The sequence below is a fragment of the Pantoea sp. X-Soil-ISGK-259 genome (assembly GCF_059730705.1).
Map to the genome: position 1 here is coordinate 2,572,105 of NZ_AP035986.1, position 26,336 is coordinate 2,598,440.

Here is a 26,336-nt window from a genome sequence, read left to right on the forward strand (position 1 = left end):
GCCATGGCCTTTTCTACCCCGATTGAGTGGCAGCAGTGCACCCCCGAACAGCAGCAGGCGCTGCTGTTACGTCCCGCCATCGCCGCCTCTGAAAACGTCACGCTGACGGTGCGCAACGTGCTGGAGCAGGTAAAGCTGAACGGCGATGACGCTCTGCGTGAGTTCAGCACCCGCTTTGATAAAGCGCAGGTGGAAAACCTGCGCGTGACGCCGCAGCAGATAGCAGAAGCCAGCGCCCGTTTAAGTGACAAACTGAAGCAGGCGATGGCCGTCGCGGTGGGGAATATCGAAACCTTCCACAACGCGCAGATTCTGCCGCCGGTGGATGTTGAAACACAGCCTGGCGTACGCTGCCAGCAGATCACCCGGCCGGTGAAATCGGTCGGGCTCTATATTCCTGGTGGTTCCGCCCCGCTCTTCTCTACCGTGCTGATGCTGGCGACACCTGCCCGTATCGCCGGTTGTGGCCGCGTAGTGCTCTGTTCGCCGCCGCCGATTGCCGATGAGATTCTTTATGCCGCGCAGTTGTGTGGCGTAGAAGAGGTGTTCCAGGTGGGTGGCGCGCAGGCTATCGCCGCGCTGGCCTTCGGTACGGAAACCGTGCCGCGCGTCGACAAGATTTTTGGTCCGGGCAATGCCTGGGTCACAGAAGCAAAACGTCAGGTGAGTCAACGTCTTGATGGCGCAGCGATTGATATGCCAGCCGGGCCTTCAGAAGTGCTGGTGATTGCTGATGAAGGTGCCACCCCCGCGTTTGTTGCGTCTGATCTGCTCTCACAGGCCGAACATGGTCCTGACTCGCAGGTGATTCTGCTGACGCCGTCACTGAAGCTGGCCGAAGCGGTCGCGGTCGCCGTTGAGCAGCAGCTGGCGCAGTTGCCGCGTGCGACCACAGCGCGTCAGGCGCTGGAAAGCAGCCGCCTGATCGTGGCGCGCGACCTTGAGCAATGCGTTGAGATTTCCAATCTTTACGGCCCGGAGCACCTGATTCTGCAGACCCGCCAGCCGCGCGATCTGGTGGAGTCCATCACCAGCGCCGGTTCGGTATTTTTAGGCGACTGGTCACCGGAGTCCGCAGGCGATTACGCCTCAGGCACCAATCACGTGTTACCGACCTACGGTTATACTTCGACCTGTTCCAGCCTGGGCCTGGCTGATTTTCAGAAACGCATGACGGTGCAGGAGCTGACGCCGCAGGGCTTCCTGAATCTGGCCGCGACCATTGAAACCCTGGCCGCCGCCGAGCAGCTGGATGCCCACAAAAATGCCGTCACCCTGCGCGTTGCCGCACTAAAGGAGCAAGCATGAGTCAGGATATTGAGCAGCTGGCGCGCGCCAATGTACGCGCTCTCACGCCTTATATGTCGGCGCGTCGTCTGGGTGGCAATGGCGATGTCTGGCTTAACGCCAACGAGTTTCCGTTGCCGGTGCCGTTTGAACTGTCACAGCAGACGCTGAACCGCTATCCCGAGTGTCAGCCGAAAATCGTGATTGAGCGCTATGCGGCCTACGCAGGTTTAACGCCGGAGCAGGTGCTGGTGAGCCGTGGGGCGGATGAAGCGATTGAACTGATCATGCGCGCTTTTTGTGAGCCGGGGCAGGATGCGATTCTGTTCTGTCCACCGACTTATGGCATGTACAGCGTCAGCGCCGAAACCATCGGCATTGAATACCGTACCGCGCCGGCGCTCAGCGACTGGCAGCTGAATCTGCCTGCTATCGCGGAACAGCTGGACGGCGTGAAAGTCGTTTATCTTTGCAGCCCGAACAACCCGACCGGCAACCTGATTAATCAGGAGGATATCCGTCAATTGCTGACGATGACTGCCGGTAAAGCGCTGGTTGTGGCCGATGAAGCCTATATTGAATTTTGTCCTCAGGCGACGCTGACTGGCTGGCTGAAGGATTATCCGCACCTGGTGATCCTGCGTACCCTCTCGAAAGCCTTTGCGCTGGCTGGCCTGCGTTGCGGCTTTGCGCTGGCCAATAAGCCCGTTATCGACCTGCTGATGAAAGTGATTGCGCCCTACCCGCTGGCGACCCCTGTGGCCGATGTGGCCGGTCAGGCATTGAGTGAACAGGGTATTGCGCTGATGCGTGAACATGTTGCGGAGCTGAATGCAAACCGCAGCTGGCTTCTGGCCGAACTGCCTCAGCTGGCCTGCGTTGAGCAGGTTTTCCCCAGCGAGACTAACTATGTTCTGGCGCGCTTTACCGATTCACCAAAAGTCTTCAAAACCTTGTGGGATCAGGGCATTATCCTGCGAGATCAGAACAAAAATCCGGGCCTGTCGGGATGCCTGCGCATCTCCATCGGTACGCGTGAAGAGTGCGAACGAGTGATCGCCGCGCTGCAAGCCTTTTCTGTGGAGCAAGCATGAGCCAGAAGACCCTTTTTATTGACCGCGACGGTACATTAATCTCTGAGCCGCCTGAAGATTTTCAGGTGGATCGTCTGGATAAGCTGGCATTTGAGCCAGACGTTATCCCGGCACTGCTGGCGCTGCAGGCCGCCGGTTATCGCCTGGTGATGATCACTAACCAGGATGGTCTTGGCACCTCACGTTTTCCGCAGGCCGATTTCGAGGGTCCGCACAATCTGATGATGCAGGTTCTGACCTCGCAGGGCATCGCGTTTGATGATGTGCTGATCTGCCCGCACATGCCGGATGATCACTGCGACTGCCGCAAGCCAAAAACCAAAATGGTTGAAGCCTGGCTGGCTGAAGGTGCGCTGGATACTGCCAGCAGCTATGTGATTGGCGATCGTCTGACCGATGTGCAGCTGGCAGAGAACATGGGCATTCAGGCTATCCGCTACGGCGCTGATGGCCAGAGCTGGCAGACCATCCAGCAGCGTCTGACCCAGCGCGATCGCCATGCGCTGGTGCAACGTAACACCAAAGAAACCCAGGTGCGGGTTGAACTGTGGCTGGACCGCGAAGGCGGCAGCAAGATTAACACCGGCGTGGGTTTCTTCGACCACATGCTGGACCAGATTGCGGTGCACGGCGGCTTCCGCATGAACATCGAAGTGAAAGGCGATCTCTATATTGACGATCACCACACGGTGGAAGATACCGGTCTGGCGCTGGGCGAAGCACTGCTGAAAGCGCTGGGCGACAAACGCGGCATTGGCCGTTTTGGCTTTGTGCTGCCAATGGACGAATGCCTGGCGCGCTGCGCGCTGGATATCTCCGGCCGTCCGCACATCGAGTTTAAAGCGGAGTTCAACTATCAGCGCGTGGGCGACCTCAGCACCGAGATGGTCGAGCACTTCTTCAGCTCGCTCTCCTACGCCATGATGAGCACTCTTCATCTGAAAACCAAAGGCAAGAACGACCATCACCGCGTCGAAAGCCTGTTTAAAGCCTTTGGTCGTACGCTGCGCCAGGCGATCCGCGTTGAGGGTAATACCCTGCCGAGCTCGAAGGGAGTGCTGTGATGAACGTGGTGATCATGGATACCGGTTGCGCCAACCTTTCATCGGTGAAGTGGGCAATTGAACGTCTGGGCTATACCCCGGAAGTGAGCCGCGATCCCGATGTGGTGCTGCGCGCCGACAAACTGTTTCTGCCGGGCGTAGGCACCGCACAGGCGGCAATGAATCAGCTGGAAGAGCGTGATCTGATCGATCTGGTGAAAGCCTGTACCCAGCCGGTGCTGGGGATCTGTCTGGGTATGCAGCTACTGGGACGCGGCAGCGATGAAAACGGTGGCGTGCCGACGCTGGGCATTATCGATGAGCCGGTGTCGTTAATGGACACGCACGGCCTGCCGCTGCCGCACATGGGCTGGAACCAGATTACCGCGCAGGCGGGCAATCATCTGTTCCGCGGCATCGACGAAGGCTGCTACTTCTACTTCGTCCACAGCTATGCCATGCCGGTCAATGCCAGCACCATCGCCCAGTGTCACTACGGTGAAGCTTTCACCGCAGCGGTACAGAAAGATAACTTCTTCGGCGTCCAGTTCCACCCGGAACGCTCGGGCAAAGCCGGCGCGCAGCTGCTGAAAAACTTCCTGGAGATGTAATGATTATCCCCGCGTTAGATTTAATTGACGGCAAAGTGGTTCGTCTGCATCAGGGCGATTATGGTCAGCAGCGCGATTACGGCAGCGATCCGCTGCCACGTCTGCAGGATTACGTAAGCCAGGGCGCGACCATACTGCATCTGGTGGATTTAACCGGCGCGAAAGATCCGGCGAAACGCCAGATTGCGCTGCTGAAAACCCTGCTGGACGGCGTTGATGTGACGGTGCAGGTCGGTGGCGGCATTCGCAGTCGTGACGATGTGCACGCGCTGCTGGAAGCCGGAGCCAGTCGTGTGGTGGTCGGTTCCACCGCCGTGAAGCAGCCTGAAGAGGTAAAGCAGTGGTTTGCAGAGTTTGGCGCCGAGGCGATTGTGCTCGCGTTAGATGTCCGCATTGATGCCAGTAACCGCAAAGAAGTGGCGATCAGTGGCTGGCAGGAAGCGGCGGGCGTGACGCTGGAAGAGGTGATTACCGATTTTCAGCAGGTGGGCCTGAAACACGTGCTGTGCACCGATATTTCGCGCGATGGCACCCTGAGCGGCTCCAACGTTGCGCTCTATCAGGAAGTGACGGCGCGCTTCCCGACGATTGCTTTCCAGTCCTCGGGAGGCATTGGCGACCTCAATGATATCGCCGCACTGCGCGGCAGCGGCGTTCAGGGCGTAATTGTCGGACGTGCGCTGCTGGAAGGTAAATTCACAGTTTCGGAGGCGATCTCATGCTGGCAAAACGGATAATTCCCTGCCTGGACGTACGTGACGGCCAGGTAGTCAAAGGCGTACAGTTTCGCAATCACGAGATCATCGGCGACATCGTACCGCTGGCGCAGCGCTACGCCGCCGAAGGTGCCGACGAACTGGTGTTCTATGACATCACTGCCTCATCTGATGGCCGCGTCGTCGACAAAAGCTGGGTGTCACGCGTTGCGGAAGTGATCGATATTCCGTTCTGCGTGGCGGGCGGCATCAAAACCCCGGAAGACGCGGCGCGTATTCTGGAGTTTGGTGCGGATAAGATTTCGATTAACTCGCCGGCGCTGGCCGATCCCTCGCTCATCACCCGCCTTGCGGACCGTTTTGGGGTGCAGTGTATTGTGGTCGGCATCGATACCTGGTTTGACGAAGCCAGCGGCAAATATCAGGTGAATCAGTATACCGGTGACGAAGCGCGTACCCGCGTGACACAGTGGGAAACGCTGGAGTGGGTGCAGGAAGTGCAGAAGCTGGGCGCAGGCGAAATCGTGCTGAACATGATGAACCAGGATGGCGTGCGTAACGGCTATGACCTGGTGCAGCTGAAGAAAATGCGTGAAGTCTGCAACGTGCCCCTGATCGCCTCTGGCGGCGCAGGCACCATGCAGCACTTCCTCGAGGCGTTTACTGAGGCTAACGTCGATGGGGCTTTAGCCGCCTCGGTATTTCATAAGCAGATTATTAATATTGGTGAGCTGAAGAGCTTTCTGATCGACAACGGAGTGGAGATTCGCGCGTGCTAACTGAACAACAACTGTCCCAGCTCGACTGGGACAAAACACAGGGCATGATGCCGGTCATCGTTCAGCACAACGTCTCAGGCGAAGTGCTCATGCATGGCTACATGAACCCAGAGGCGCTGGAAAAAACGCTGGCAGAAGGCAATGTCACCTTTTTCTCGCGCACCAAAAACCGTCTGTGGACCAAAGGCGAGACCTCCGGCAACTTTCTGCAGGTGGTAAGTATCACACCTGACTGCGACAACGACACGCTGCTGGTGCTGGCGAACCCGATTGGCCCGACCTGTCATCTGGGCACCACCAGCTGCTTCTCACCGGCCGTACCGGAATGGACCTTCCTCTATCAGCTGGAAGAGCTGCTGGCGTCGCGCAAAACGGCCGACCCTGAAAGCTCCTATACTGCACGGCTCTACGCCAGCGGCACCAAGCGCATCGCGCAGAAAGTGGGCGAAGAAGGGGTTGAGACCGCGCTGGCGGCGACCGTCAACGATCGGGATGAGCTGACCAATGAAGCGTCAGACCTGGTTTATCACCTGATGGTGTTGTTGCAGGATCAGGATCTGGACTTCAGCGCCGTGATCAATAACCTGCGCGCCCGCCATAAGTAATTGTGCAATATGCTGCTCAGAATTTCGTTTTTATGCAGATTCTGAGCAGAATCCTTCTCAATCTTCATCTCAATCCCGCACAGTAACGGCGACTCAAACCTCAGGGAGAGAACCGTGACAACCCATGAAAAATTAATCGCCCTGCTCGACCAGCACCAGGCGCGCTATCGCCTGATGGAGCATGAGGCGACCGGTAAATGTGAAGCCGTCGCGGCAATACGCCGCACCGAAATCGGTCAGGGCGCGAAAGCGCTGGTCTGCCATGTAAAGGGCAACGGCGTTAAACAGCATGTGCTGGCGGTGTTACCGGCCGATCGGCAAGCCGATCTGGGCAAAGTCGCCGCAGCGGTCGGTGGACGCCGGGCCTCACTTGCCAGCCCGGCGGAGACCGATCTGCTGACCGGCTGCGTATTCGGGGCGATTCCGCCGTTCAGCTTTCATCCCGACCTCCGACTGATTGTGGACCCCGCGCTGTTTGAACGTTATCCGGAGATCGCATTTAACGCCGGTCTGCTGGAGCGCTCGGTGATCCTGAACACCGAAGACTACCGGGCGCTGTGCAAGGCTGACGTGACAGAGATAACGCAATAATTGCCATCCCGGCAGCCCGGCGATACTCTGCATAATCACTCATCACGACAGAATAAGAGCAAAATCATGAACATTTTCACTCAACGCCTGCGTCAGACGCTGGCTGTGGCGGTTATGGCAGGCTGCACGTTTAGCGCTCAGGCAAAAGTTGAACAGGTGCGTTTTGCGGTCGATCCGACCTATCCGCCGTTTGAATCGAAAACCCCGCAGGGTAAGCTGGTCGGCTTTGATATCGATCTGGGTAATGCGCTCTGCACGCAGATGCAGGCGAAATGTGTCTGGGTTGAAAGCCAGTTTGACGGCATGATCCCGGCGCTGAAAGCACGTAAGTTTGATGCCATTCTGTCTGACATGGGCATTACAGAAGAGCGCCTGAAGCAGATCGACTTTACCGTGCCGCTGTATGACACCCACACCCAGCTGATTGCGCGTAAAGGCGCCGGCATCCTGCCCACCGTCGAGTCTCTGAAAGGTAAAACGGTTGGAGTGGAACAGGGAACGGTTCAGGAGCGTTATGCGCTGGCGAAATGGCAGCCCTACGGTGTAACCGTGGTACCTTATGGCGATCAGGCACAGGTTGAAAGCGATCTGGTTTCAGGCCGACTGGATGCCGTCTTTACCGACGCGGCACAGGCAGCGATTGGCTTCCTGAAGCATCCACAGGGCAAAGATTTTGAACTGGCTGGCCCGATTATTCAGGATCCAATTATCGGCCCCGGTACAGCAATTGGCCTGCGCAAAGGCGATACCGAACTGAAAACGGCGCTGGATAACGCCTTTGCGGAAATCAAAAAGAACGGCACCTTTGACCAGATTCAGAAGCGCTACTTCGCTACGGATATCTCTATCCAGCAGTAACCTCGCGGTCGCCCTTTTTCGTCCTCACCGCGATCCGGCACTATACTCTAACTTTTTCGGGACGGCGCGCTGTCGTCCTTTGCCGATTAAAGGACATTAACACGGTATGCATCAACAACATCATCCACTGTTAAGCGCCTCTTTAGGCACCCAGCGTGAAATCATCAGTTTCCATTTTGCTGAGGACAATGAACGTCAGGTTTATATCCAGGCTGCGCTGCATGGCGACGAACTGCCCGGTATGGCGGTTGCCTGGTATTTAAAGCAGCGGCTGCAGGCGCTGGAGTCTGCCGGACAGCTTAAAGCTGCCTTTACCCTGGTGCCGGTGGCTAATCCGCTGGCACTGGGACAGCACTGGCACGGCACCCATCTCGGCCGCTTTCATACCCTCTCCGGTCAGGACTTTAATCGCCGCTTTCCGTCACTGGGCAATACTCTGGCGGCCGGGCTGGCTGAGAGTCTGACCCAGAGTGAATCACAGAACAGAAACTTGATCCGCGACGCGATTGATCGTCATTATCGTGATACCGTGCCAAAGACCGAGCTGGATGCGCAGCGCTATACGCTGATGCGGATGGCCAGTCAGGCCGATCTGATGATTGACCTGCACTGTGACTGGGAAGCCGTGCCGCATCTCTACACCACGCCGCATGCCTGGCCAGACATTGAGCCGCTGGCGCGCTGGTTAGGCAGTGAAGTGCAGTTGCTGGCCCAGATCTCTGGCGGTGAGCCGTTTGATGAAGCCTGTTGCGAACCCTGGCTGACGCTGGCAGAGCGGTTCGGTAAAGATTACCCGATGCCTCGTGGCTTATTGCCGGTGACGCTGGAGTTGCGTGGCGTCCGTGATGTGTCGCCTGAACAGGCGGAGAAAGATGCAGATGCAATTATTTCAGCACTGCAGGAAAGCGGTTATATCGGCTACAGCGAACCGTCAATATCTGTGGAAGTGGCCGCACCCGTTATCGGTGGGGATGAACTGGTTCCTGCCAACGCGGGTGGTGATGATGTTGTGGCGATCAATAACGGGCCGATTGGCTTAACCGTGCCTGACGTGGCTGAAGCACCGGGAGAACCGGGTGTGATTAAAGAGCGTCACAGCGAGGGTTCGGCGGTGGCCTCTCCTGCCCTGAAAAACCCCGCTACGCCGTTAGCGGGCTGTGAATATATTCATTCGCCGGTGTCAGGGCTGATCCTGCATCGTAAACCGCTTGGCGCACTGATTCGTCCGGGAGAAGTGGTGGCTGAGATTATTGATCCGATTACGGACCATATCACCCCACTGGTGGCGGAGTATGGCGGTATTCTCTATGCGAGACATTGGGTAAGGTTTGCGACGGCAGGCATGCTGGTTGTGCGGCTGGCAGGAGAAAACGCAGGTAGGAAAGGTGAATTGTTAGTAGGCTGAATAATTAAATTTCAGGTTTATTAATAGCATGCAGAAATGACGGAAATTTATTTATCTAGTCGCGCATGCTATTATACTCATAGCCGATTTCATAAAGAGCCAGCAATTTAAAAAAGATCTAAAAACTTGCAGTGAGAGAATCTACTTTATCTGCTTTCAAAAATCGCATTGCTTTTTTTACATTAATTCAAGAGGTAGTTTTTCAAATCGTCAATTGTTACATTCAGATAGCTACAACCCAGCGGGCAGGCTTAAATCATATGGTAAGGACATAACAGTGGTAAACAAAAAGATTATTACTTTTAGCATTTTGTTAATATTTACTCTATTGGGCTGTATGATTTCATATCATAAAGCGCCGTATGCTTTTGGTAGCGGTGACCATTTTTTATTCCATGCCTTTGGTCACTGGATTGCTAACGGCGAAGTCTTTACAAGGGACTTTATACATTTTCGCACCCCAGGTCCATACTACTATTATGGAATAATGCAGTATATTTTTGGTGAAACATTTCTGACGACCAGTACATCACTACTGATGGAATCACATGTTTTCCAGATGATAGCAGGTTTTATCTTAGCTATGGCACTGACTAAGAATATCATCGGTAAATCATCATTATTTATTGCCAGTGCAACAGCATTGTTTTTCTTAGCGGCTCCGCCAATATATCAACTCAGAACTGCTCTTCCAGCTGCGGCATTAGCTTTATATTTACTTTCCTACTCAACGCTTAACGATGCCGTTCAAAAAAAAACCGAAAACCCGCAGTTGATCATCAGCGGTTTGTTGCTAGGAATCACTTTTTGGTTTGGCCAGGAATTATTCATATTTCTTTCGATAAGCATTTTCGCAGGCGAGTTTTCGGCAGGGAATAAGTTGTCCATTCAGAATAGAATAAAAAGAATAGTTAAAATTGGTATAACAGCGCTTTTAGTGATAATAGCAGGCATTGCCTATTTGTATTTCAAAGGTGTGAATATCCATGAATTTTTATATAACACACTCTATTATGCATTTTTCATTCAACCTAGTGGCATGGATGTCCCCTTTCCATCATTAGATAAATCTTCAATTATTTATTATGTGTGGATAGCATTTTTCATAGCTTCATTCATTATCTTAGGCTTATCCCGAAAGTTATTCACACCAACCGGCATTGTTTTTTCAGCCTATGTCGCACTTAGACTAATATCGATGTTCGGAAGAGCGGATGTATTACATTTACTCTTTTCAATCTCGGAGTTAGTAATAATGGGAATAATTTCACTAAGACTACTGCCGGCATGCCTCAAAAACATCGATGTTAAAACAGTAATTAATACTTCCCTGATAACTGCAATCACGATTACCTGTCTGTGTTTTGCGATTAAAGGAAAATCCAGTTCTCTGCTCGTTCTGCCTTTTGCTCTTCTGGTTATAAGTTACTTTAATAAAGCCAACGATACATTATTCATGAAAAAAGAAGGTGTGAACGCTTTATTCGCGCTTGCTGGATTAGGGATTGCTTTGTTATCTTTATACCCCTTGTCAATTAGCACAATTAAACTCTCTTACTATTCATTTTTCATCAAACCAAAAAATGAGTTTCTGGGGGTTCAGTTACCTGCAGATACTCAGAAGCAATTTATGCAGGTAAAAAATATCATAGAAAGTGAAAAGCCTGACAGTATTTTTAGTTATCCTATCCGAGCAGAATACTATGCTCTCACTAAAGAACATGGTACCCGATTTATCGAATTTGCAATGCAAACCACGCCGGACGATGTCAAAAATGCAATTTCAGATCTTGAGAAAAATAAACCTCAGTTAGTTATTCAGGATTTGGATCAGACTATCAATCTTTCGCCAATTCTTAATCGGATATCCAATTTCATAGCAATGAATTACACACCAATTACAATTATTAAGGGTGTAAACAATCTAGAGATTTATAAACTGAAAGAGTCGTCAGATAACACAATAAGATTGTTTGATAACATTTACACTTACAATGAAGACCATTCTCATACGACGGGGGGGTTAAGAACAACAGAAGATGGCAATGTCATGCCAGTCATTGCAACTAACATCGGCAGGAGCAGATTTCTTATCGATGACAGTGTTCGATCTGTTATTGTCCAGATTTACCCTGAGCCCAATGCATCAGAATCTGGTATTGTTGAAATCAGAAAGGGTGATGAATCAGTCAGGAAGGTTATTAAGCTGTCGGATGGCAGAGTAAAAATTAATTTATCTGAAGTAAATGGAAAGTCAGAAATTCTTTTATCTAGCGGTGAAGCTGGAAAATCTGTGTTATGGCTTAATCCTCAGGCAGAATTAAACCCTCTGTAAAACTGTTGAGATTCAATCATAATTCATAGCGCATTGATCCGCTAATATTGCGTAAACAATGAGTAGCATGACAAAAAAGCCCTCCAGCATGGAGGGCTTTTTCATAGACATAATAAGTTAGCTTTCTAACCACTCGGTGTGGAACACACCGTCTTTATCAATACGCTTGTAAGTATGCGCACCGAAGTAGTCACGCTGCGCCTGAATCAGATTAGCAGGCAGCACCTCTGAACGGTAGCTGTCGTAGTAAGCGATCGCCGCAGAGAAAGTTGGCGTCGGAATACCATTCTGAATCGCGTAAGAAACCACATCACGTAGCGCCTGCTGATACTGATCCGCGATATCTTTGAAGTACGGAGCCAGCAGCAGGTTAGCGATACCTGCATCTGCTGCGTAAGCATCAGTGATCTTCTGCAGGAATTGGGCACGGATGATGCAGCCAGCGCGGAAGATCTTAGCGATTTCGCCGTAGTGCAGATCCCAGTTGTTCTCCTCTGACGCTGCACGCAGTTGTGAGAAGCCCTGCGCATAAGAGACGATTTTGCCCAGGTACAACGCGCGACGAACTTTCTCGATGAATTCCGCTTTGTCACCTGTGAAGGCTTTAGCCTGTGGGCCGCTCAGTACTTTAGAGGCCGCAACGCGCTGAGTTTTGAGTGAGGAGAGGTAACGGGCAAAGACAGACTCGGTGATCAGTGACAGAGGTTCACCAAGATCCAGTGAGCTCTGGCTGGTCCATTTACCGGTGCCTTTGTTAGCTGCTTCATCCAGAATCACATCAACCAGATATTTACCCTCTTCGTCTTTCTTAGTGAAGATATCTTTAGTGATGTCAATAAGGTAGCTGCTCAGCTCGCCATTGTTCCAGTCAGTAAAGGTTTCAGCCAGTTCTTCGTTGCTCAGACCCAGCGCGCCTTTCAGCAGCGCATAAGCTTCTGCGATCAGCTGCATGTCGCCATATTCGATGCCGTTGTGAACCATCTTCACATAGTGGCCCGCGCCGTCCGGACCAATATAGGCCACACAGGCTTCGCCATCTTCCGCACGCGCCGCAATCTTATCCAGAATCGGTGCAACCAATTCGTAAGCTTCTTTCTGACCGCCAGGCATGATGGATGGGCCTTTCAGTGCCCCCTCTTCACCGCCGGAAACGCCGGTACCGATGAAGTTGAAGCCCTGGTCAGAAAGTTCTTTGTTACGACGGATGGTGTCTTTATAGAAGGTATTACCACCGTCTATCAGGATATCGCCTTTATCGAGATGTGGTGTCAGTGAGGCGATAGTCTTATCGGTCGCTTCGCCTGCCTGAACCATCAGCAGGATGCGACGTGGCTTTTCCAGTGATTCAACAAACTCTTCAACGGTGTAAAAAGGAGCAAGCTTCTTGCCCGGGTTCTCGGCGATGACTTCATCGGTCTTTTCGCGTGAACGGTTGAAGATTGAAACAGTGTAACCGCGGCTCTCAATGTTAAGAGCCAGGTTGCGGCCCATCACTGCCATACCTACAACGCCGATTTGTTGCTTAGACATTAGTTACTCCTGTCAGGTGAGAATTCCAACTCGAAAGATGGCTTGTTGATTGAGCCATGTTAACTCAGCATAAATAGAAGTACACAGCAGAATTAGCAATTAAATAGATTGAAAAACTAAAATCCGCATTAACTAACAAAAGATTGAGCCAGCCTGCTCAATATTTCGGCAGCAAGATTAGCTACGCATAAGTGATGTCAATCTTCCTAACCCTTCAGTTAATGAAATTGATGGCACCCAACCAAGGTGATTCTTCGCTCGCTCAACTGATAGAATATTACTTGGAACATCTACAACTCTGGATTCAGAATACTTAACGATTGATTTGCTTGAGGTTAATTTGAATAATAAGTCAAGCAATTCATTCAATGATGTGCCTGTTGAGCTTCCAATATTGAACACTTTTTCATGGCCGCTATACTTAAGCGCAGCGGAGAAGGCAGTTGCAACATCATCAATATAAACATAATCTCTGACTACAGAGCCATCGCCCCATATTTCCAGAGGAGCATCCTGCATCATTTTATGTAAGAAAATACCTACTGCACCCTGTGGACGATTAATATTTTGTCCCGGGCCATAAGGGTTACTAAGCCTAAGTGAGATACTCTGCAAACCATGAAGGTCACTATATAAGCTAAGATATTTTTCAACCGTCAACTTCATGATTCCATAAGAACACTTCGGATCCAATAAAGAATGTTCATCTATATTGTCATCATGATTTCCATATATAGTGCCACCAGAGGAAGCAAAAACTATCTTTTTACAAGACATCGACCGTTTCATGGCTTCTAAAAGATGAATGACGGGAATAAGATTTTCCTGAATATCTCTTTCAACATTTTCATTAGAAGGCTGAGGTAATAAGGTTGAAACCAGATAAATAACAGCGTCAACACCTTGTATTAAAGATGTAAAATCGCATTTGGTAACATCAACTTCACTATATCGGCTAAAAGAGGAGTGTAGAGCTGAATCAGCTATATCAGCAGCAATGACAAAATGTCCGTCGGCCAAAAGCTGACGGCATATATTCTGACCAATGAAACCATTGGCTCCAAGTACGAGTACTTTTTTCACTCTGCCAGCCTCTTTAGAATGTTTACTAGCTTTAATCCTTCATCGTCCCAGCTTGTACTGTTGGCAAACTCAATACCATTCTTGCGTAAACGAGCAATCTTATCTGAGTCGTGCAACAATTCACCTATTTTGTCAGCCATCTCAACAGGATCACTACTGGTAAGCTGGGCATTATCGTTATTCAATAGCCATTCGACGTTAGGGCCTTCATTTGAAACAACAACACATCCACATGCCATAATCTCAAGAGGTAATAACGAAAGATTCGTGTAGGAAAGGACTAATGCGAGGTCACATTTCGAGTACACATCAGGTAATTCCTCAAGGGATAACAAACCTGCATTAAGAAAAGGATGGTCAAATTTGAAATCATTCATATCCCATCCCGCGAATATAAATTCAACGGCAGGATTTTGCGTAGCCACCCTGTCGAGGGCGATTAGAGCAGTTTCTAAACCACGCCTGATGGTTGGTGGTCGAAAGTAACAGAAAACTCTTTTTTTCCCATCACCAAGAACGGGATGAGGAAAATAAAGCTCACGATCATAAGAAAACCCTATTTTATGAGTCTGCATTCCATAATCATGATTAAGTTTACTAGCCAACCAATTTCCTGCACATACCCCTGTAAAGCCAAATTTGTATGTTTGCTCAGCAAATGCATATTCACTGCCGCCAGCATAAAACGAAGGCTCAAAATCCTGAACAAAATAAAGCTTATGCAATGTGCGCTTAAAGGCCCTAAGATAGTAAGCCGTTGTCCAGCCTGTAGCGAAGCTAAATTCGGCTTCAGGTAATGACTCTATACCAAAGAAAACCTCTGCATCCATTTTAAAAAAATGTTCACTAATTAGCGCTTTTGCTTTGTCAGGTGAAGAGTGACGATGAGAACCAACAAGACAAATGTTATTTTTATATCCACTCCGCTCTAACATTTTAATAAAACGAAATATATTAAGATGTCCGCCTGAGCCAACACCAAAATCAGGAATAAGCCAATTGATTGTATTTTTGGCGGCCGCGCTGTTGAGTGTTTGAGCCACTCCAACATCCTGAAAAGTTATAAATTCATAAAATCCAATAACATCTCTTTTATTAAAGATACTTATCGCACTGGTTAGAGTAACACCATTAATTGTTGCATCTTTACTTTTCAATTTACGATAGGTGCGAGTTAAAACGCCACGAATCCCTTCATCTTTATAAACCCTGGCAACCATTGATAAAATCGTTCTGATTGTCATATTACTTCCTTTTAATAGAGTTATCGAGCGAAACTAAACGGAATACGGTTTTATTATTGGTGAAATTATTTCCCAGATAATATCCTGATTGCTTTAAAAAATGCATTGCAATGATATTAAATATTGATTTAAGACCACTGTGATTTGAAGAATTCTTTAAATAATTAATATCCCGGCGTGAGCAGGCTTGAGTCTGATAAAGTACGTTTAAAATACTTGGGCAAATATTGTAATCAAATAGTTTTTTTAGTGCGCGCGATTCGTCATAAGACCGACGAAATGTTTGTCCCAGGCTATAATTATGAGAATGATAAACAATGGCATCATCTGCGTAAGCTTTTTTATATCCTTTCTCGATGATTTCTTTTGCCCATAGCTGATCTTCAGCAAAATCGACTTCAGGATAAGGAATTTTTTGCCAGACACTTTTACGTAATGCTGCATTATTATCAGAAAAATAGTGTAGCCATTGGCGATAGCCAACATCTTTTACATATCGATCTTTATCATCCAGCCAGACAATTTTTTGACCGGAATTGAAATTGTCAAAATGTAATTTAATATCCCTTTTAGTAAAGGGCGAGGCTGAGTCGTATGCGTCATGTCTACCAAAAACTCCAGCAATAGCCTCATCCTCAAAGAATGGAGCTATCATACCTTGTAACCAGTAATCGTTTTTAGGAAGGGCGTCATGAGTGATCATCACAACAAACTCCCCGGAAGACTCAGATACAGCAAAGTTGCGGGTCTTACCATGACCAAAATCAGTTGGTTTGATTGAAAGCAATTTTAGTTTCGTTGATTTTAAATTATTAATAAAATCCAGAGTTCCGTCAGAAGAGCCAGAATCTACAACTATCACTTCATAAATAAAATCGGTTTTCTGATTCAAAACCGCCGGCAAAACCGACCTAAAAATAGCGCCCGGATTCTTCGTCAGAATACAAACGGAAACCAATGGCAAAGGCTGATCATTCATTTTTTAACCTTATGAATTAGTGCTTTAAATCTTTTTAAAATTTTTAACGTGCGGTATGCTTTCTTGCCGGATCGAGTTTTCTTTGCAAACTGAATAAATTTTATATATCTTTCAATTTTTGAAGCGTAACCCTTAATAACTTCATCCTGTTGTACAAGCTGTTCTTTTAAACTATCATTTTCTGCTTTTAAATATATCAACTCTCGATCATCATGACTTCGGTTTATTTCAAGCTGCCAGGCTTTATGAACTTCTAGCAACTTTTCTTCAGTTCTGAATCTTCGCTGACTTTCCGTATTCCAGGCTAATTGAAAATCACTTTGTAATTTCTGATCGCGTAAAAATATATCAAGATGCCTGGCCAGAATATTTTTTAGTGTGGTATTTTTAAGGTTTACAGAATCATTAGTTGAATTTAGTAAAGTAAGGATATTATTGATATTATTAGTGAGAGAAAATGTGTTCCTGGCATACTCATACAATTGCTCAAGCACCGATGAATCAGGTATTACATTATCAACAAAATATCGTTCAAGAATTTCAGCGTTTAATTTAGAATTGGTACAGCGACCTGAGAAGTTAAACTCAGCTGCACGTTCTACATTTTCTGGTGTTATCCACCCGGGACCGCCAAAGCGATCATAACAGAAAATCGGTATTTTAAGTCCGAGCGAGTATTGAACGGTTTTACCGATCGAGATACAAGCCCGATAGTTAACCATGTCTTCAGCTGAAACTTTTTTATGCAAATGACCGACGCCAAAAATATCTACTTGCCAGTTACTAATTCGCAGGCGTTCTGCAAGTTCTAAAACTTCATCAGGTAAATGGTTAGATACGATGATGAGTTTTTTTTCCTTCATTTCAACAGGTTCGATAGTCCAGAAGTTTTCTGGTATCGAATTTGGCAAAACCACCACTCTTGGTGAGTAGTCAGGAAACTGCTCACAGAAAAAACGCTTATTTTCGCAGGAATTAGTCGTAAATAGACTAATCTGACGAACTTCGATTGGCGGTGACTCAAGTGGTTCAAAATGTGATAGTGACGAGAATATTGTTTTTTTTGTTTGATAATCAAAGTGCGTAAATAATGCGTAATAGGCTGGTGGATGTAAAACCCAAATAAGGTCCCACTCAGTTTCAATTAATACTTCATCATCAAAAGTTGAAACGGTTATCCCTGCTGCATTACATTCTGGTAACAGTAGAGCCGTCTTTTCGAAACTGGCAATTGAAACGTTGTATCCGTGACGTGTGAATTCTTCGGCATATTCGAAAACAGTAATCTCAGAGCCAGCAAGATCCTTGAATCTTGAAGTTGCAATTAGTATTTTCATTAATCAAAATTCGGTGGTTGCATTATCAAATAACTCCTGACCCCAAGGAAAAAGAGGTCGACCGAAGTCAGACTGGCTGTGAAGTGCTTTGCCCTTTCTGGCACTCCATTTCTTTCCATAAGGGTCCCATGGGAAATTTTCCACATAGTAATTACAGGTTTCTTCCCAATGCTCATATGACAAGCTTTTGCCGTAGTGCTGACAGTAAAATTTCACAGTTTCAGTTGCCACACGAGACGGTTCCCGTGCATCAAGTCCCTGATAAACGATATGTGGTCTGTTTTGCCAAAGCATTAAAATATTACGGCATTCCGGACCAAAATACTTCCGAAAATCCATCATTTTTAAACCTTGCCTGTAAGGCTCATCGTTCCCAGAGGTCATATAAGCATCAAATAACTGTATCCTCACACCTTCAGGTTTTTCAGCTATATCTTGCTCTACATAAGACTTAATATCTCCTATGTAACGCTCATCAGCATCGCAGCACATGCACCATTTGAAACTGAGATAGCGATTTGCGAGTGCCATCAACAGGCCGCGATGGCGCGTTTCCGACAGCAAACGATTGTCGGTACCTTTTCTCCAAAGATTATTTTCTACTATTAGAAAAACGCTGGGATGCGATTTTAGAATTTCTCGAGTTTTATCGTTGCTACAGTCGTCATATACGCAAATATAATCTGCAAACTTGCTAATATGGTCAAGGGTGTCTTTAAGCACCAACTCTTCATTACGAATACGCATCAGGACAATTAAATTGTGCTTGCGAGTAATATTTATATCACCCTTCCTGAACCATAGCGTCTCGTGCTCATCGATTTGCCAGTTCATACACCTTCCCATTCATGATCGCATCGGAGAACACCATCAACTTTCGCTAGCCCTGAACTATTTCGCTCCATTTTAATTTTAAAGCTGGATATATATTCAAGCTTGTCGTATGGAAACATGCCTAATTCGTCAGATACTGAAGCAGTGATATGATATTCGCCTGGCCCAAAATGATTATTAAGGATTTTGAGACTAATTTCATCTCTTTTACCAGTCATTATTACTTCGTCTCTAAGGGTATTGAGTATTGATATGATATTTCCTTTCATATCATAGATCACAATTCCGAGGCCGTATTTTAAATTTTCCTCGCTAAACGACAACTTGAATGAAAGTAAAATATCCTCTCCCATTTCATACAGTTTTTTACTACACTTCACTTCGTGCAACTTTATTTTTTTCTCATCATCGTGCTGAAGTGGTAAATTAGTTGCTGATCCAGCTGATTTGGGCAGAGTATTTTTCCCCTCTGTTTCTTGCTGATAGGCATCGCAAACATCAAGTCGCTCGCCAATCATTCTGATTTGCCCCTTTTCAACCCAAACAGCTTTATCGCAAAAATTCCTGACTGCTGATAAAGAATGAGAAACAAACAGAATCGATGTTCCCATATCCCGAATTTCTTTCATTTTACTAAAGGATTTTTCCTGAAAAGCCATATCGCCAACACTAAGTGCTTCGTCAACGATTAGAATATCAGGGTTCACCTGGACAGCCACTGAAAAGGCCAGTCGTGCAATCATACCGCTTGAATAAGTTTTGACGGGTTGATCCATGAAGTCTTTAATATCAGCAAAATCTACAATGTCCTGATACTTAAGATCTATTTCTTTCTTAGACAGCCCCAATACAGCGGCATTTAAATAAACATTCTCCTTGCCAGTAAAATCCATATTAAAGCCTGAACCAAGCTCAAGAAGTGCCGCTATCCGGCCATTTACTGTTACTTGACCTTCTGTTGGATTCAATGTCCCACAGATCATTTGCAATAGTGTTGACTTACCGGCACCATTATTACCAATAATTCCGACAGTTTCTCCTTTTTTAATATCAAAGGATACATCTTTAACCGACCAGAACTCACGATAATAGTTATTAATTTCTTTTCGGCCAATTAAACGTTTGATTGTGGGATAAATAAATTGTTTTAATCTCGCACGTGGCGTTTCATAGATATGATAACACTTGCTGAGGTGTTCAATTATAATTGCTGATTTATTAGAGTACATCGGCAAAACCTTTACGTGTTTTCTGGAACCATACATAGCCAAGCCATGCTATAAACATCGCACAAATCAGGTATATTCCCAACCCGACATAATCAGGGTTATTGCCCCATATCAGTACTCCCCTTACCTGCTCAATGATAAAGGTCAGTGGATTTAACATTAACCATGGTCTTAATATGGCAGGTACTGCGCTTACCGGATAAAATATTGGTGACAAAAATGATAGTATAGTAGTCAGGATGCTTATGCTTTGGCCAACATCTCGGATATAAACTCCCAATGATGCAAGGAACCAGGAAAGCCCTGTAGATAAGATAACCAATGGCAATAAAACTAACGGCAATTGAAATGCTGTGACAGGCAAATCTTCTTTTATTAAAAGAATGGCAATAAGCAGAACTAATATACTAACTAATGTATTGAACATAGCACACAGCACGTTAATTATTGGTAATATTTCGAGTGGAAATACGACCTTTTTTACATAATTGACGTTTCCAATAATTAACCCTGGCGATTTGTTCAACACTTCGGCGAGAAACGTATGCGTCAATAGTCCTGCAAAAAGTACAATTGCAAATTCGTAGCGAGATTCATCTCCCCCGACATTCCACTTTGCTTTAAACACGACTGAAAACAAAAAGGTATAAATTACCAGCATCACCATCGGAGTTATAACCGACCACATTAGTCCCAGTGATGAACCTTTATAGCGGCTAAGTATTTCTCTCCTTGCCATTTGAAAAATCAGACTGCGGTTAATCCATATTGACTTAACCATATTTTTTGGCGAGACATTTGTTTTTGAATTAGATGCCAGTATCTGAGCGTTTTTCATTGAACCTTCTCATTAAATTTACATAAGCGATTCATTTTCAACGAATTGTTAAGCGCCTATTCGTTTTATTTTAAACATCTTAAATTTAAATCGCTTAAGTTAGTAACCTTTAGCTTTCTATATTTTTTTTAGTAAAACTGCTATATAAAATGCAATAGTTCCATAGTGAGTCTGCCGATAGAGCTTCAACTCTCTGAAAAGAGAAATGCGTTTCATCAACGGAGCGTCTCTGGCTTCAATAAACTTTTTCAATAACTGGGCGTTTTCCTTTGGAAGATCGACGTCCAAGGACTGTAATGCTGTAATATTCTTTCCAATCCAGTCACGAAACTTTCCGTCCATCAATCCAGAAATACGTTTTATTCTGGCAAGCCATCCTGTGTTCGAACCAACGATATTATTCGTATGCTGTCGATAGTCGATAGTCGGTGTCATATCGTAATGAACTATCCCATTGTAACTTGAGAGTAAAATGTATACCCACCAATCATGTGATACGATTTCTATCCAACGTGGAGTCATAATAACAAGTTTACGTGCCTGATGGTTCAACGTCATTGTATTGCCACCTGCAATACTTTGAATAAGAGCGTTTCTCAGTGATGGCAGTCTTACGAAAAGTGGAGAGTAACCAATTGCCGCATCATCCTCATCAATCAGTTCGGTGCGCCCACAATGCATTGCGGGCTTTTGGGCGTTTTGCTTACAAAGCCAATTAATGCTTCGCTCAAGTTTATTTAGTTTCCAAATATCATCTTGATCGCAAAAAGCATATGCAAAAAATTCTTCACCTGCTGATTCAAGTAAACTCAGGAAGTTCCATGAAAATCCTTTCCCCGGTCCCGTCAGGATATGAAATTTTTCATCGCCCAGTTTGTTCTGATATTCTTTGAGAATATTGACCGTATCGTCAGTAGAGCCATCATCAGAAACGAAGATTACCCAAGATTTATGAGTTTGATTCAATATTGAATCAAGTTGTTTTCTGAGATATTTACTACCGTTATAGGTACACATTAATACAGCGACTGTCAAAATCTGACTACTCATTAGCGGAAAAGCTCAGCTGAGTTTAAATTTGAACCCTTCAGATCTTTGTCTGACAATTTTATTTGTCTTACGCTCGGCCATTCGATACCAATTTCTTTATCATCCCACAAAATACAACGCTCAGATGCAGGAGCATAATAGTTAGTAGTTTTATATAGAAATTGTGCGCTTTCACTGATTGTCAGGAAACCATGCGCAAACCCTGCAGGGATCCACAATTGTTTTTTGTTCTCCGCAGTAAGCATTACACCGACCCATTTCCCGAAGGTAGGAGAATTGCAACGTATGTCTACCGCAACGTCAAAAACTTCGCCCTCGACACAACGTACTAATTTACCTTGGGCATTGCTTCCTACCTGATAATGTAGTCCACGCAAAACACCATGTTCAGATTGTGAATGGTTGTCCTGAACGAAAACCTGAGGAGAAACCTGCTCGTCAAAATTTTTCTGCTGCCAGGTTTCCATGAAAAAGCCGCGTTCATCACCAAATACGGCTGGTTCAATAATTTTTACATCTGGAATGTTAGTATTAATAATCTTCATTAAAGCTTGCCTTCATACAGAGCCAGGAGATATTGACCATATTTATTTTTCAACATGGGTGTGGCCAGATTTTTGAGCTGTTCTCTGTCAATAAAGCCCATGCGATATGCTATCTCTTCAGGGCAAGCAATTTTTAAACCCTGGCGGGTTTCAATAGTCTGAATAAAGTTGTTTGCTTCGATCAGGCTTTCATGTGTACCGGTATCCAGCCAGGCATGCCCGCGTCCCATAATCGAAACCGAAAGTTTACCCTGCTCCATATAGATACGGTTGATGTCCGTAATCTCCAGCTCGCCGCGCGGTGATGGCGCAAGATTTTTTGCCATTTCCACAACACTGTTGTCATAGAAATAAAGACCGGTTACTGCATAGTTGCTAAGTGGCTGTTCAGGTTTTTCTACCAGTGAAATTGCTTTACCTTCACTGTCAAATTCCACAACGCCATAGCGCTCAGGATCGGTGACGTGGTAGGCAAAGACCGTAGCGCCTTCGTCTTTCACTGACGCGGCTTCAAGCTGCTTATAGAGATCATGGCCGTAAAAGATATTATCACCCAGAATAAGCGCGACAGAATCATCACCAATAAACTCTTCACCAATAATAAAGGCCTGCGCCAGTCCATCCGGACTCGGTTGTACTTTATACTGAATTGAAATCCCCCACTGTGAACCATCACCTAACAGGCTTTCAAAGCGTGGTGTATCCTGCGGCGTACTGATGATCAGAATATCGTTAATGCCTGCCAACATCAGTGTGCTGAGCGGATAGTAAATCATTGGCTTGTCGTAAACCGGAAGCAATTGCTTGCTGACTGCCATCGTTACCGGATAGAGGCGCGTTCCTGAGCCACCAGCGAGAATAATGCCTTTATTCTTTTTCACAATTTCACCTTAATTGGTCAGGCCGCTATAGCGGCCTCTTTCGATTAAATAAGCGTTTCGAGCAACATACGTTCAACGCCGACCGTCCAGTCGGGCAGGTTCAGACCAAAGGCCTGCTGAAACTTCTCTGTATTGAGTCTCGAGTTTGCCGGACGTTTAGCCGGTGTCGGGAATGCACTGGTTGGCACAGCATTGATCGATTTTACCTGAAGTTCGACGCCCTGCGCTCTGGCAAACTCTATTACCCGAGTCGCATAAGCATGCCAGGTCGTCTCACCCGCGGCGATAAGATGGTAAATGCCAGCAACGGCTTTCTCGTTCAACGCCACTCTTATCGCATGTGCTGTACTGTCTGCGATCAGCTCAGCACCGGTGGGTGCACCAAACTGATCGTTAATCACAGACAAAGTATCCCTGTCTTTAGCCAGCTTAAGCATTGTCTTAGCGAAATTATTCCCTTTCGCAGCATAGACCCAACTGGTGCGGAAGATGAGGTATTTCGACATGTTATTGACGATGGCCTGCTCTCCTTCCAGCTTAGTCTGTCCATAGACATTCAGCGGCGCAGTTGCATCATCTTCGCACCAGGGCCTGTCACCCGAACCATCAAACACATAATCGGTGGAGTAGTGAATCAACCATGCGCCGATTTCCTCAGCGGCCTCTGCCAATGACTTAATCGAAGTGGCATTTACCAGGCGTGCCTTATCCTGTTCAGATTCCGCTTTGTCCACCGCAGTATAAGCGGTGGCGTTCACGATCACAGCCGGCTTAATCCTGCGAACGGTTTCAGCTATCCCCTCAGAATTTTCAAAATCGCCACAGTATTCACTGGAATGCCGATCGACCACAATGAGGTTGCCCAACGGTGCCAGCGCACGCTGCAATTCCCAACCTACCTGACCATTTTTACCAAAAAGCAGAATATTCATTAGCTACGCTTCTCGTAGTTTTGTTCGATCCAGTTCTGATACGCACCGCTCTTCACATGCTCAACCCACTCTGAATTGTTGAGATACCATTCGACCGTTTTCTTCAGGCCCGTTTCAAAGGTCTCTTCCGGTTTCCAGCCCAGATCTTTTTCAATTTTAGCGGCATCGATCGCGTAGCGACGATCGTGCCCCGGACGGTCCTGAACATAAGTGATTTGGTCACTGTACGGGGTCGCTTTTGGACGCAGCTCATCCAGCAGTTCGCAGACTTTCAGCACAACATCGATGTTTTTCTTTTCGTTATGACCACCGATGTTATAGGTAGTGCCGGTCTCTGCATTTTTCACCACGGTATAGAGCGCGCGCGCGTGGTCTTCAACATAGAGCCAGTCACGAATCTGGTCGCCTTTGCCATAGATAGGTAACGGTTTGCCTTCCAGCGCATTACTGATAATCAACGGGATCAGTTTTTCCGGGAAATGGTAAGGACCGTAGTTGTTTGAACAGTTTGTCACAATCACCGGCAACTTGTAGGTTCGGCCCCAGGCGCGTACCAAATGATCGCTGGCTGCCTTCGTTGACGAGTAAGGGCTGCTTGGCGCATAAGGGGTTTCTTCGGTAAACAGCGGTAGTTCACCGTCCATCTCGTCCGGATGAGGTAAGTCACCATAGACTTCATCCGTTGAAATATGGTGAAAACGGAAAGCTGATTTACGCTCTTCAGGCAGAGCGCTCCAGTACTGACGGCTTGCCTCTAGCAGTGCATAGGTGCCAACCACGTTGGTCTGTACGAATTCCGCCGGACCGGTGATTGAACGGTCTACATGGCTTTCTGCGGCAAGGTGCATGATGGCGTCTGGCTGAAATTCATTTAACGCTTCAGTGATAGCCTGACCGTCGCAGATATCGATCTGCTTAAAGGTGTAGCGTGGATTGCTGCTAATCTCTTTCAACGATTCAAGATTGCCTGCGTAAGTAAGTTTATCAACGTTTATGACTTCATCGCTCGTATTGTTGATAACATGACGCACAACCGCTGAACCGATAAAACCTGCACCACCAGTGATAAGAATCTTCATAACGTATTTATTCCTGACAAGCTATCTGAGGCATGGGCGCCTGAATAAGAAGCAGACAATCATAGGTGTTTTCAGAGCACGCTACCGCCCCTGGGTTACAGCTCCCACGATGCTGATTATCTTTGACCGAATAAGTATGCTGAAACATGAACTCGCCAGGTGTTCAGCATTCAATTGATTGATATCACTTTATTAATGAAATTAGTTAAGTGGGTTTATCATTCAACCATCGTAAATTCTATCACTCAGGTATAGCTATTACGAATAAAATGCGATTATGCCGAGGGTGTTAGTTCAACTTATGAGCGCTTTGCAGGCACAGATGATGGTTGCTGATGCGCCAGGACGATGCAATCAGAATATTGAGAAAGGTCTTATAAGATAATTCAAACCAAATATAAGAAAGGCGAACCTATGTTCGCCTTCTGTTTTCAACTACTTAAACCCATCCGGGTTCTTACTCTGCCAGTTCCACGTATCGCGCATCATCTCATCGATGCCGCGCGTCACGCGCCAGTCGAGCGTATTGTTCGCCAGTGACGCATCGGCCCAGAATGCAGGCAAATCGCCATCACGGCGTGGCTTAATTTCAAACGGAATCGCTTTACCAGACGCCTTCTCAAACGCCTTGATCATCTCCAGTACAGAGAAGCCTTTGCCGCCGCCCAGGTTAAAGGCCGTGTAGCCCTCAACTTTATTGAGGTGGTCCAGTGCTTTCAGGTGCCCTTCCGCCAGGTCTACCACGTGGATATAGTCACGCAGGCAGGTACCGTCTGGCGTATCGTAATCACCGCCAAACACGCCCAGCTTCTCCAGACGCCCAATCGCAACCTGCGCGATGTATGGCAGCAGGTTGTTCGGGATACCCGTCGGGTCTTCACCAATTTCGCCAGACTCATGCGCGCCAACCGGGTTGAAGTAACGCAGGGCAATGGCCTTGAACTTCGGCTCTGCTTTAGCGAAGTCGCGCATCACGAACTCGGTCATCAGTTTAGAGGTGCCGTAAGGACTGGTGGTGCCGCCAATCGGGGTGGTCTCAACGTATGGAACCGGTGCATCTGCGCCGTAAACGGTCGCTGATGAGCTGAAGATGAAGTTCCAGACGCCGGCGTTGCGCATCTCTTCCAGCAGTACCACGGTGCCTGCTACGTTGTTCTCGTAGTATTCCAGCGGCATGCGGGTTGATTCACCCACTGCTTTCAGGGCTGCGAAGTGGATGACGGCTGAAATGCTATTTGACGCGAATAAATCACGCAGGCAGGCACGGTCACGGATATCGCCTTCAACGAAGGTCGCTTTTTTACCCGCCAGTTTCTCAACGCGATTAATCGCTTCGCGAGAGGCATTGCAGAGGTTATCCAGAACCACAACATCATCACCGCGCTGCAACAGCGCCAGTACGGTATGGGAGCCGATATACCCTGCTCCGCCCGTTACTAAAATTGCCATGT

The 26,336-nt window shown here is 47.2% G+C and carries 25 protein-coding genes; 11 read left to right on the top strand and 14 right to left on the bottom strand.

Features of this window, described 5'->3' with window-relative positions:
- Positions 1-3: 3 nt before the first annotated feature.
- The 11 genes from hisD (at position 4) to AC6I77_RS12295 (ending at position 11,324) form a co-directional block, all read left to right on the top strand.
- Entirely contained in the window at positions 4-1,308 is a 1,305-nt protein-coding gene (gene hisD / locus AC6I77_RS12245) for a histidinol dehydrogenase (protein WP_497816969.1), read from the top strand.
- Positions 1,305-2,381: a histidinol-phosphate transaminase gene (gene hisC / locus AC6I77_RS12250; protein ID WP_497816970.1), complete on the top strand. Its 1,077-nt coding sequence runs from the start codon at positions 1,305-1,307 to the stop codon at positions 2,379-2,381. Before hisD ends, hisC begins: the two co-directional genes overlap by 4 nt.
- Positions 2,378-3,445, top strand: a complete 1,068-nt coding sequence (gene hisB / locus AC6I77_RS12255; protein WP_136197175.1) for a bifunctional histidinol-phosphatase/imidazoleglycerol-phosphate dehydratase HisB — start codon at positions 2,378-2,380, stop codon at positions 3,443-3,445. Before hisC ends, hisB begins: the two co-directional genes overlap by 4 nt.
- Entirely contained in the window at positions 3,445-4,035 is a 591-nt protein-coding gene (hisH, locus tag AC6I77_RS12260) for an imidazole glycerol phosphate synthase subunit HisH (RefSeq protein WP_008926061.1), read from the top strand. Before hisB ends, hisH begins: the two co-directional genes overlap by 1 nt.
- The gene (gene hisA / locus AC6I77_RS12265) at positions 4,035-4,772 is read left to right on the top strand and encodes a 1-(5-phosphoribosyl)-5-[(5-phosphoribosylamino)methylideneamino]imidazole-4-carboxamide isomerase (RefSeq protein WP_136197176.1); all 738 of its coding nucleotides are present in this window, start codon (positions 4,035-4,037) and stop codon (positions 4,770-4,772) included. Before hisH ends, hisA begins: the two co-directional genes overlap by 1 nt.
- A complete protein-coding gene (gene hisF / locus AC6I77_RS12270) occupies positions 4,754-5,530 on the top strand; it encodes an imidazole glycerol phosphate synthase subunit HisF (RefSeq protein ID WP_136197177.1) in 777 nt (258 codons plus the stop codon). The genes hisA and hisF overlap by 19 nt, the downstream gene beginning before the upstream one ends.
- The gene (gene hisIE / locus AC6I77_RS12275) at positions 5,524-6,135 is read left to right on the top strand and encodes a bifunctional phosphoribosyl-AMP cyclohydrolase/phosphoribosyl-ATP diphosphatase HisIE (protein WP_039659822.1); all 612 of its coding nucleotides are present in this window, start codon (positions 5,524-5,526) and stop codon (positions 6,133-6,135) included. The genes hisF and hisIE overlap by 7 nt, the downstream gene beginning before the upstream one ends.
- A 114-nt stretch (positions 6,136-6,249) precedes the next feature.
- Positions 6,250-6,726 (top strand): YbaK/prolyl-tRNA synthetase associated domain-containing protein, encoded by a 477-nt coding sequence (locus AC6I77_RS12280; RefSeq protein WP_497816971.1) that lies wholly within the window; start codon positions 6,250-6,252, stop codon positions 6,724-6,726.
- 66 nt (positions 6,727-6,792) lie between these two features.
- Positions 6,793-7,584: an ABC transporter substrate-binding protein gene (locus AC6I77_RS12285; protein ID WP_312215595.1), complete on the top strand. Its 792-nt coding sequence runs from the start codon at positions 6,793-6,795 to the stop codon at positions 7,582-7,584.
- 106 nt (positions 7,585-7,690) lie between these two features.
- Positions 7,691-8,989, top strand: coding sequence for a succinylglutamate desuccinylase/aspartoacylase family protein (locus AC6I77_RS12290; protein WP_497816972.1), 1,299 nt, complete (start codon positions 7,691-7,693; stop codon positions 8,987-8,989).
- Between the two features lie 277 nt (positions 8,990-9,266).
- Positions 9,267-11,324, top strand: a complete 2,058-nt coding sequence (locus tag AC6I77_RS12295; RefSeq protein ID WP_497816973.1) for a hypothetical protein — start codon at positions 9,267-9,269, stop codon at positions 11,322-11,324.
- 117 nt (positions 11,325-11,441) lie between these two features.
- Here the strand turns inward: AC6I77_RS12295 and gnd are convergent, their stop codons facing one another.
- The 14 genes from gnd to galE all read right to left on the bottom strand — a co-directional run bounded on the left by gnd (position 11,442) and on the right by galE (position 26,334).
- Complete coding sequence (gene gnd, locus AC6I77_RS12300; protein ID WP_497816974.1) at positions 11,442-12,854, bottom strand: NADP-dependent phosphogluconate dehydrogenase; 1,413 nt, start codon at positions 12,852-12,854, stop codon at positions 11,442-11,444.
- Between the two features lie 177 nt (positions 12,855-13,031).
- Entirely contained in the window at positions 13,032-13,937 is a 906-nt protein-coding gene (locus AC6I77_RS12305; RefSeq protein WP_497816975.1) for an NAD-dependent epimerase/dehydratase family protein, read from the bottom strand.
- Positions 13,934-15,181 (bottom strand): glycosyltransferase family 4 protein, encoded by a 1,248-nt coding sequence (locus AC6I77_RS12310; protein ID WP_497816976.1) that lies wholly within the window; start codon positions 15,179-15,181, stop codon positions 13,934-13,936. The genes AC6I77_RS12305 and AC6I77_RS12310 overlap by 4 nt, the downstream gene beginning before the upstream one ends.
- A 1-nt stretch (position 15,182) precedes the next feature.
- On the bottom strand, positions 15,183-16,160 hold the full coding sequence (locus AC6I77_RS12315; protein ID WP_497816977.1) for a glycosyltransferase family 2 protein: 978 nt from the start codon (positions 16,158-16,160) through the stop codon (positions 15,183-15,185).
- The gene (locus tag AC6I77_RS12320; RefSeq protein WP_497816978.1) at positions 16,157-17,497 is read right to left on the bottom strand and encodes a hypothetical protein; all 1,341 of its coding nucleotides are present in this window, start codon (positions 17,495-17,497) and stop codon (positions 16,157-16,159) included. The genes AC6I77_RS12315 and AC6I77_RS12320 overlap by 4 nt, the downstream gene beginning before the upstream one ends.
- A gap of 3 nt (positions 17,498-17,500) precedes the next feature.
- Positions 17,501-18,331 carry a glycosyltransferase family 2 protein gene (locus AC6I77_RS12325; RefSeq protein ID WP_497816979.1) on the bottom strand — a complete coding sequence of 277 codons (831 nt, stop codon included), beginning with the start codon at positions 18,329-18,331 and terminating at the stop codon, positions 17,501-17,503.
- A complete protein-coding gene (locus AC6I77_RS12330) occupies positions 18,328-19,560 on the bottom strand; it encodes an ABC transporter ATP-binding protein (RefSeq protein ID WP_497816980.1) in 1,233 nt (410 codons plus the stop codon). The genes AC6I77_RS12325 and AC6I77_RS12330 overlap by 4 nt, the downstream gene beginning before the upstream one ends.
- Positions 19,550-20,398 (bottom strand): ABC transporter permease, encoded by an 849-nt coding sequence (locus AC6I77_RS12335; RefSeq protein WP_497816981.1) that lies wholly within the window; start codon positions 20,396-20,398, stop codon positions 19,550-19,552. Before AC6I77_RS12335 ends, AC6I77_RS12330 begins: the two co-directional genes overlap by 11 nt.
- 117 nt (positions 20,399-20,515) lie before the next feature.
- Entirely contained in the window at positions 20,516-21,448 is a 933-nt protein-coding gene (locus tag AC6I77_RS12340; RefSeq protein WP_497816982.1) for a glycosyltransferase family 2 protein, read from the bottom strand.
- Positions 21,448-21,993 carry a dTDP-4-dehydrorhamnose 3,5-epimerase gene (rfbC, locus tag AC6I77_RS12345; RefSeq protein ID WP_497816983.1) on the bottom strand — a complete coding sequence of 182 codons (546 nt, stop codon included), beginning with the start codon at positions 21,991-21,993 and terminating at the stop codon, positions 21,448-21,450. Before rfbC ends, AC6I77_RS12340 begins: the two co-directional genes overlap by 1 nt.
- Positions 21,993-22,874: a glucose-1-phosphate thymidylyltransferase RfbA gene (rfbA, locus tag AC6I77_RS12350; RefSeq protein ID WP_497816984.1), complete on the bottom strand. Its 882-nt coding sequence runs from the start codon at positions 22,872-22,874 to the stop codon at positions 21,993-21,995. Before rfbA ends, rfbC begins: the two co-directional genes overlap by 1 nt.
- 44 nt (positions 22,875-22,918) lie before the next feature.
- Positions 22,919-23,806, bottom strand: a complete 888-nt coding sequence (rfbD, locus tag AC6I77_RS12355) for a dTDP-4-dehydrorhamnose reductase (protein ID WP_497816985.1) — start codon at positions 23,804-23,806, stop codon at positions 22,919-22,921.
- On the bottom strand, positions 23,806-24,885 hold the full coding sequence (rfbB, locus tag AC6I77_RS12360; protein ID WP_497816986.1) for a dTDP-glucose 4,6-dehydratase: 1,080 nt from the start codon (positions 24,883-24,885) through the stop codon (positions 23,806-23,808). Before rfbB ends, rfbD begins: the two co-directional genes overlap by 1 nt.
- Before the next feature lie 435 nt (positions 24,886-25,320).
- Positions 25,321-26,334, bottom strand: coding sequence for a UDP-glucose 4-epimerase GalE (gene galE / locus AC6I77_RS12365; RefSeq protein ID WP_110411255.1), 1,014 nt, complete (start codon positions 26,332-26,334; stop codon positions 25,321-25,323).
- Positions 26,335-26,336 lie beyond the last annotated feature (2 nt).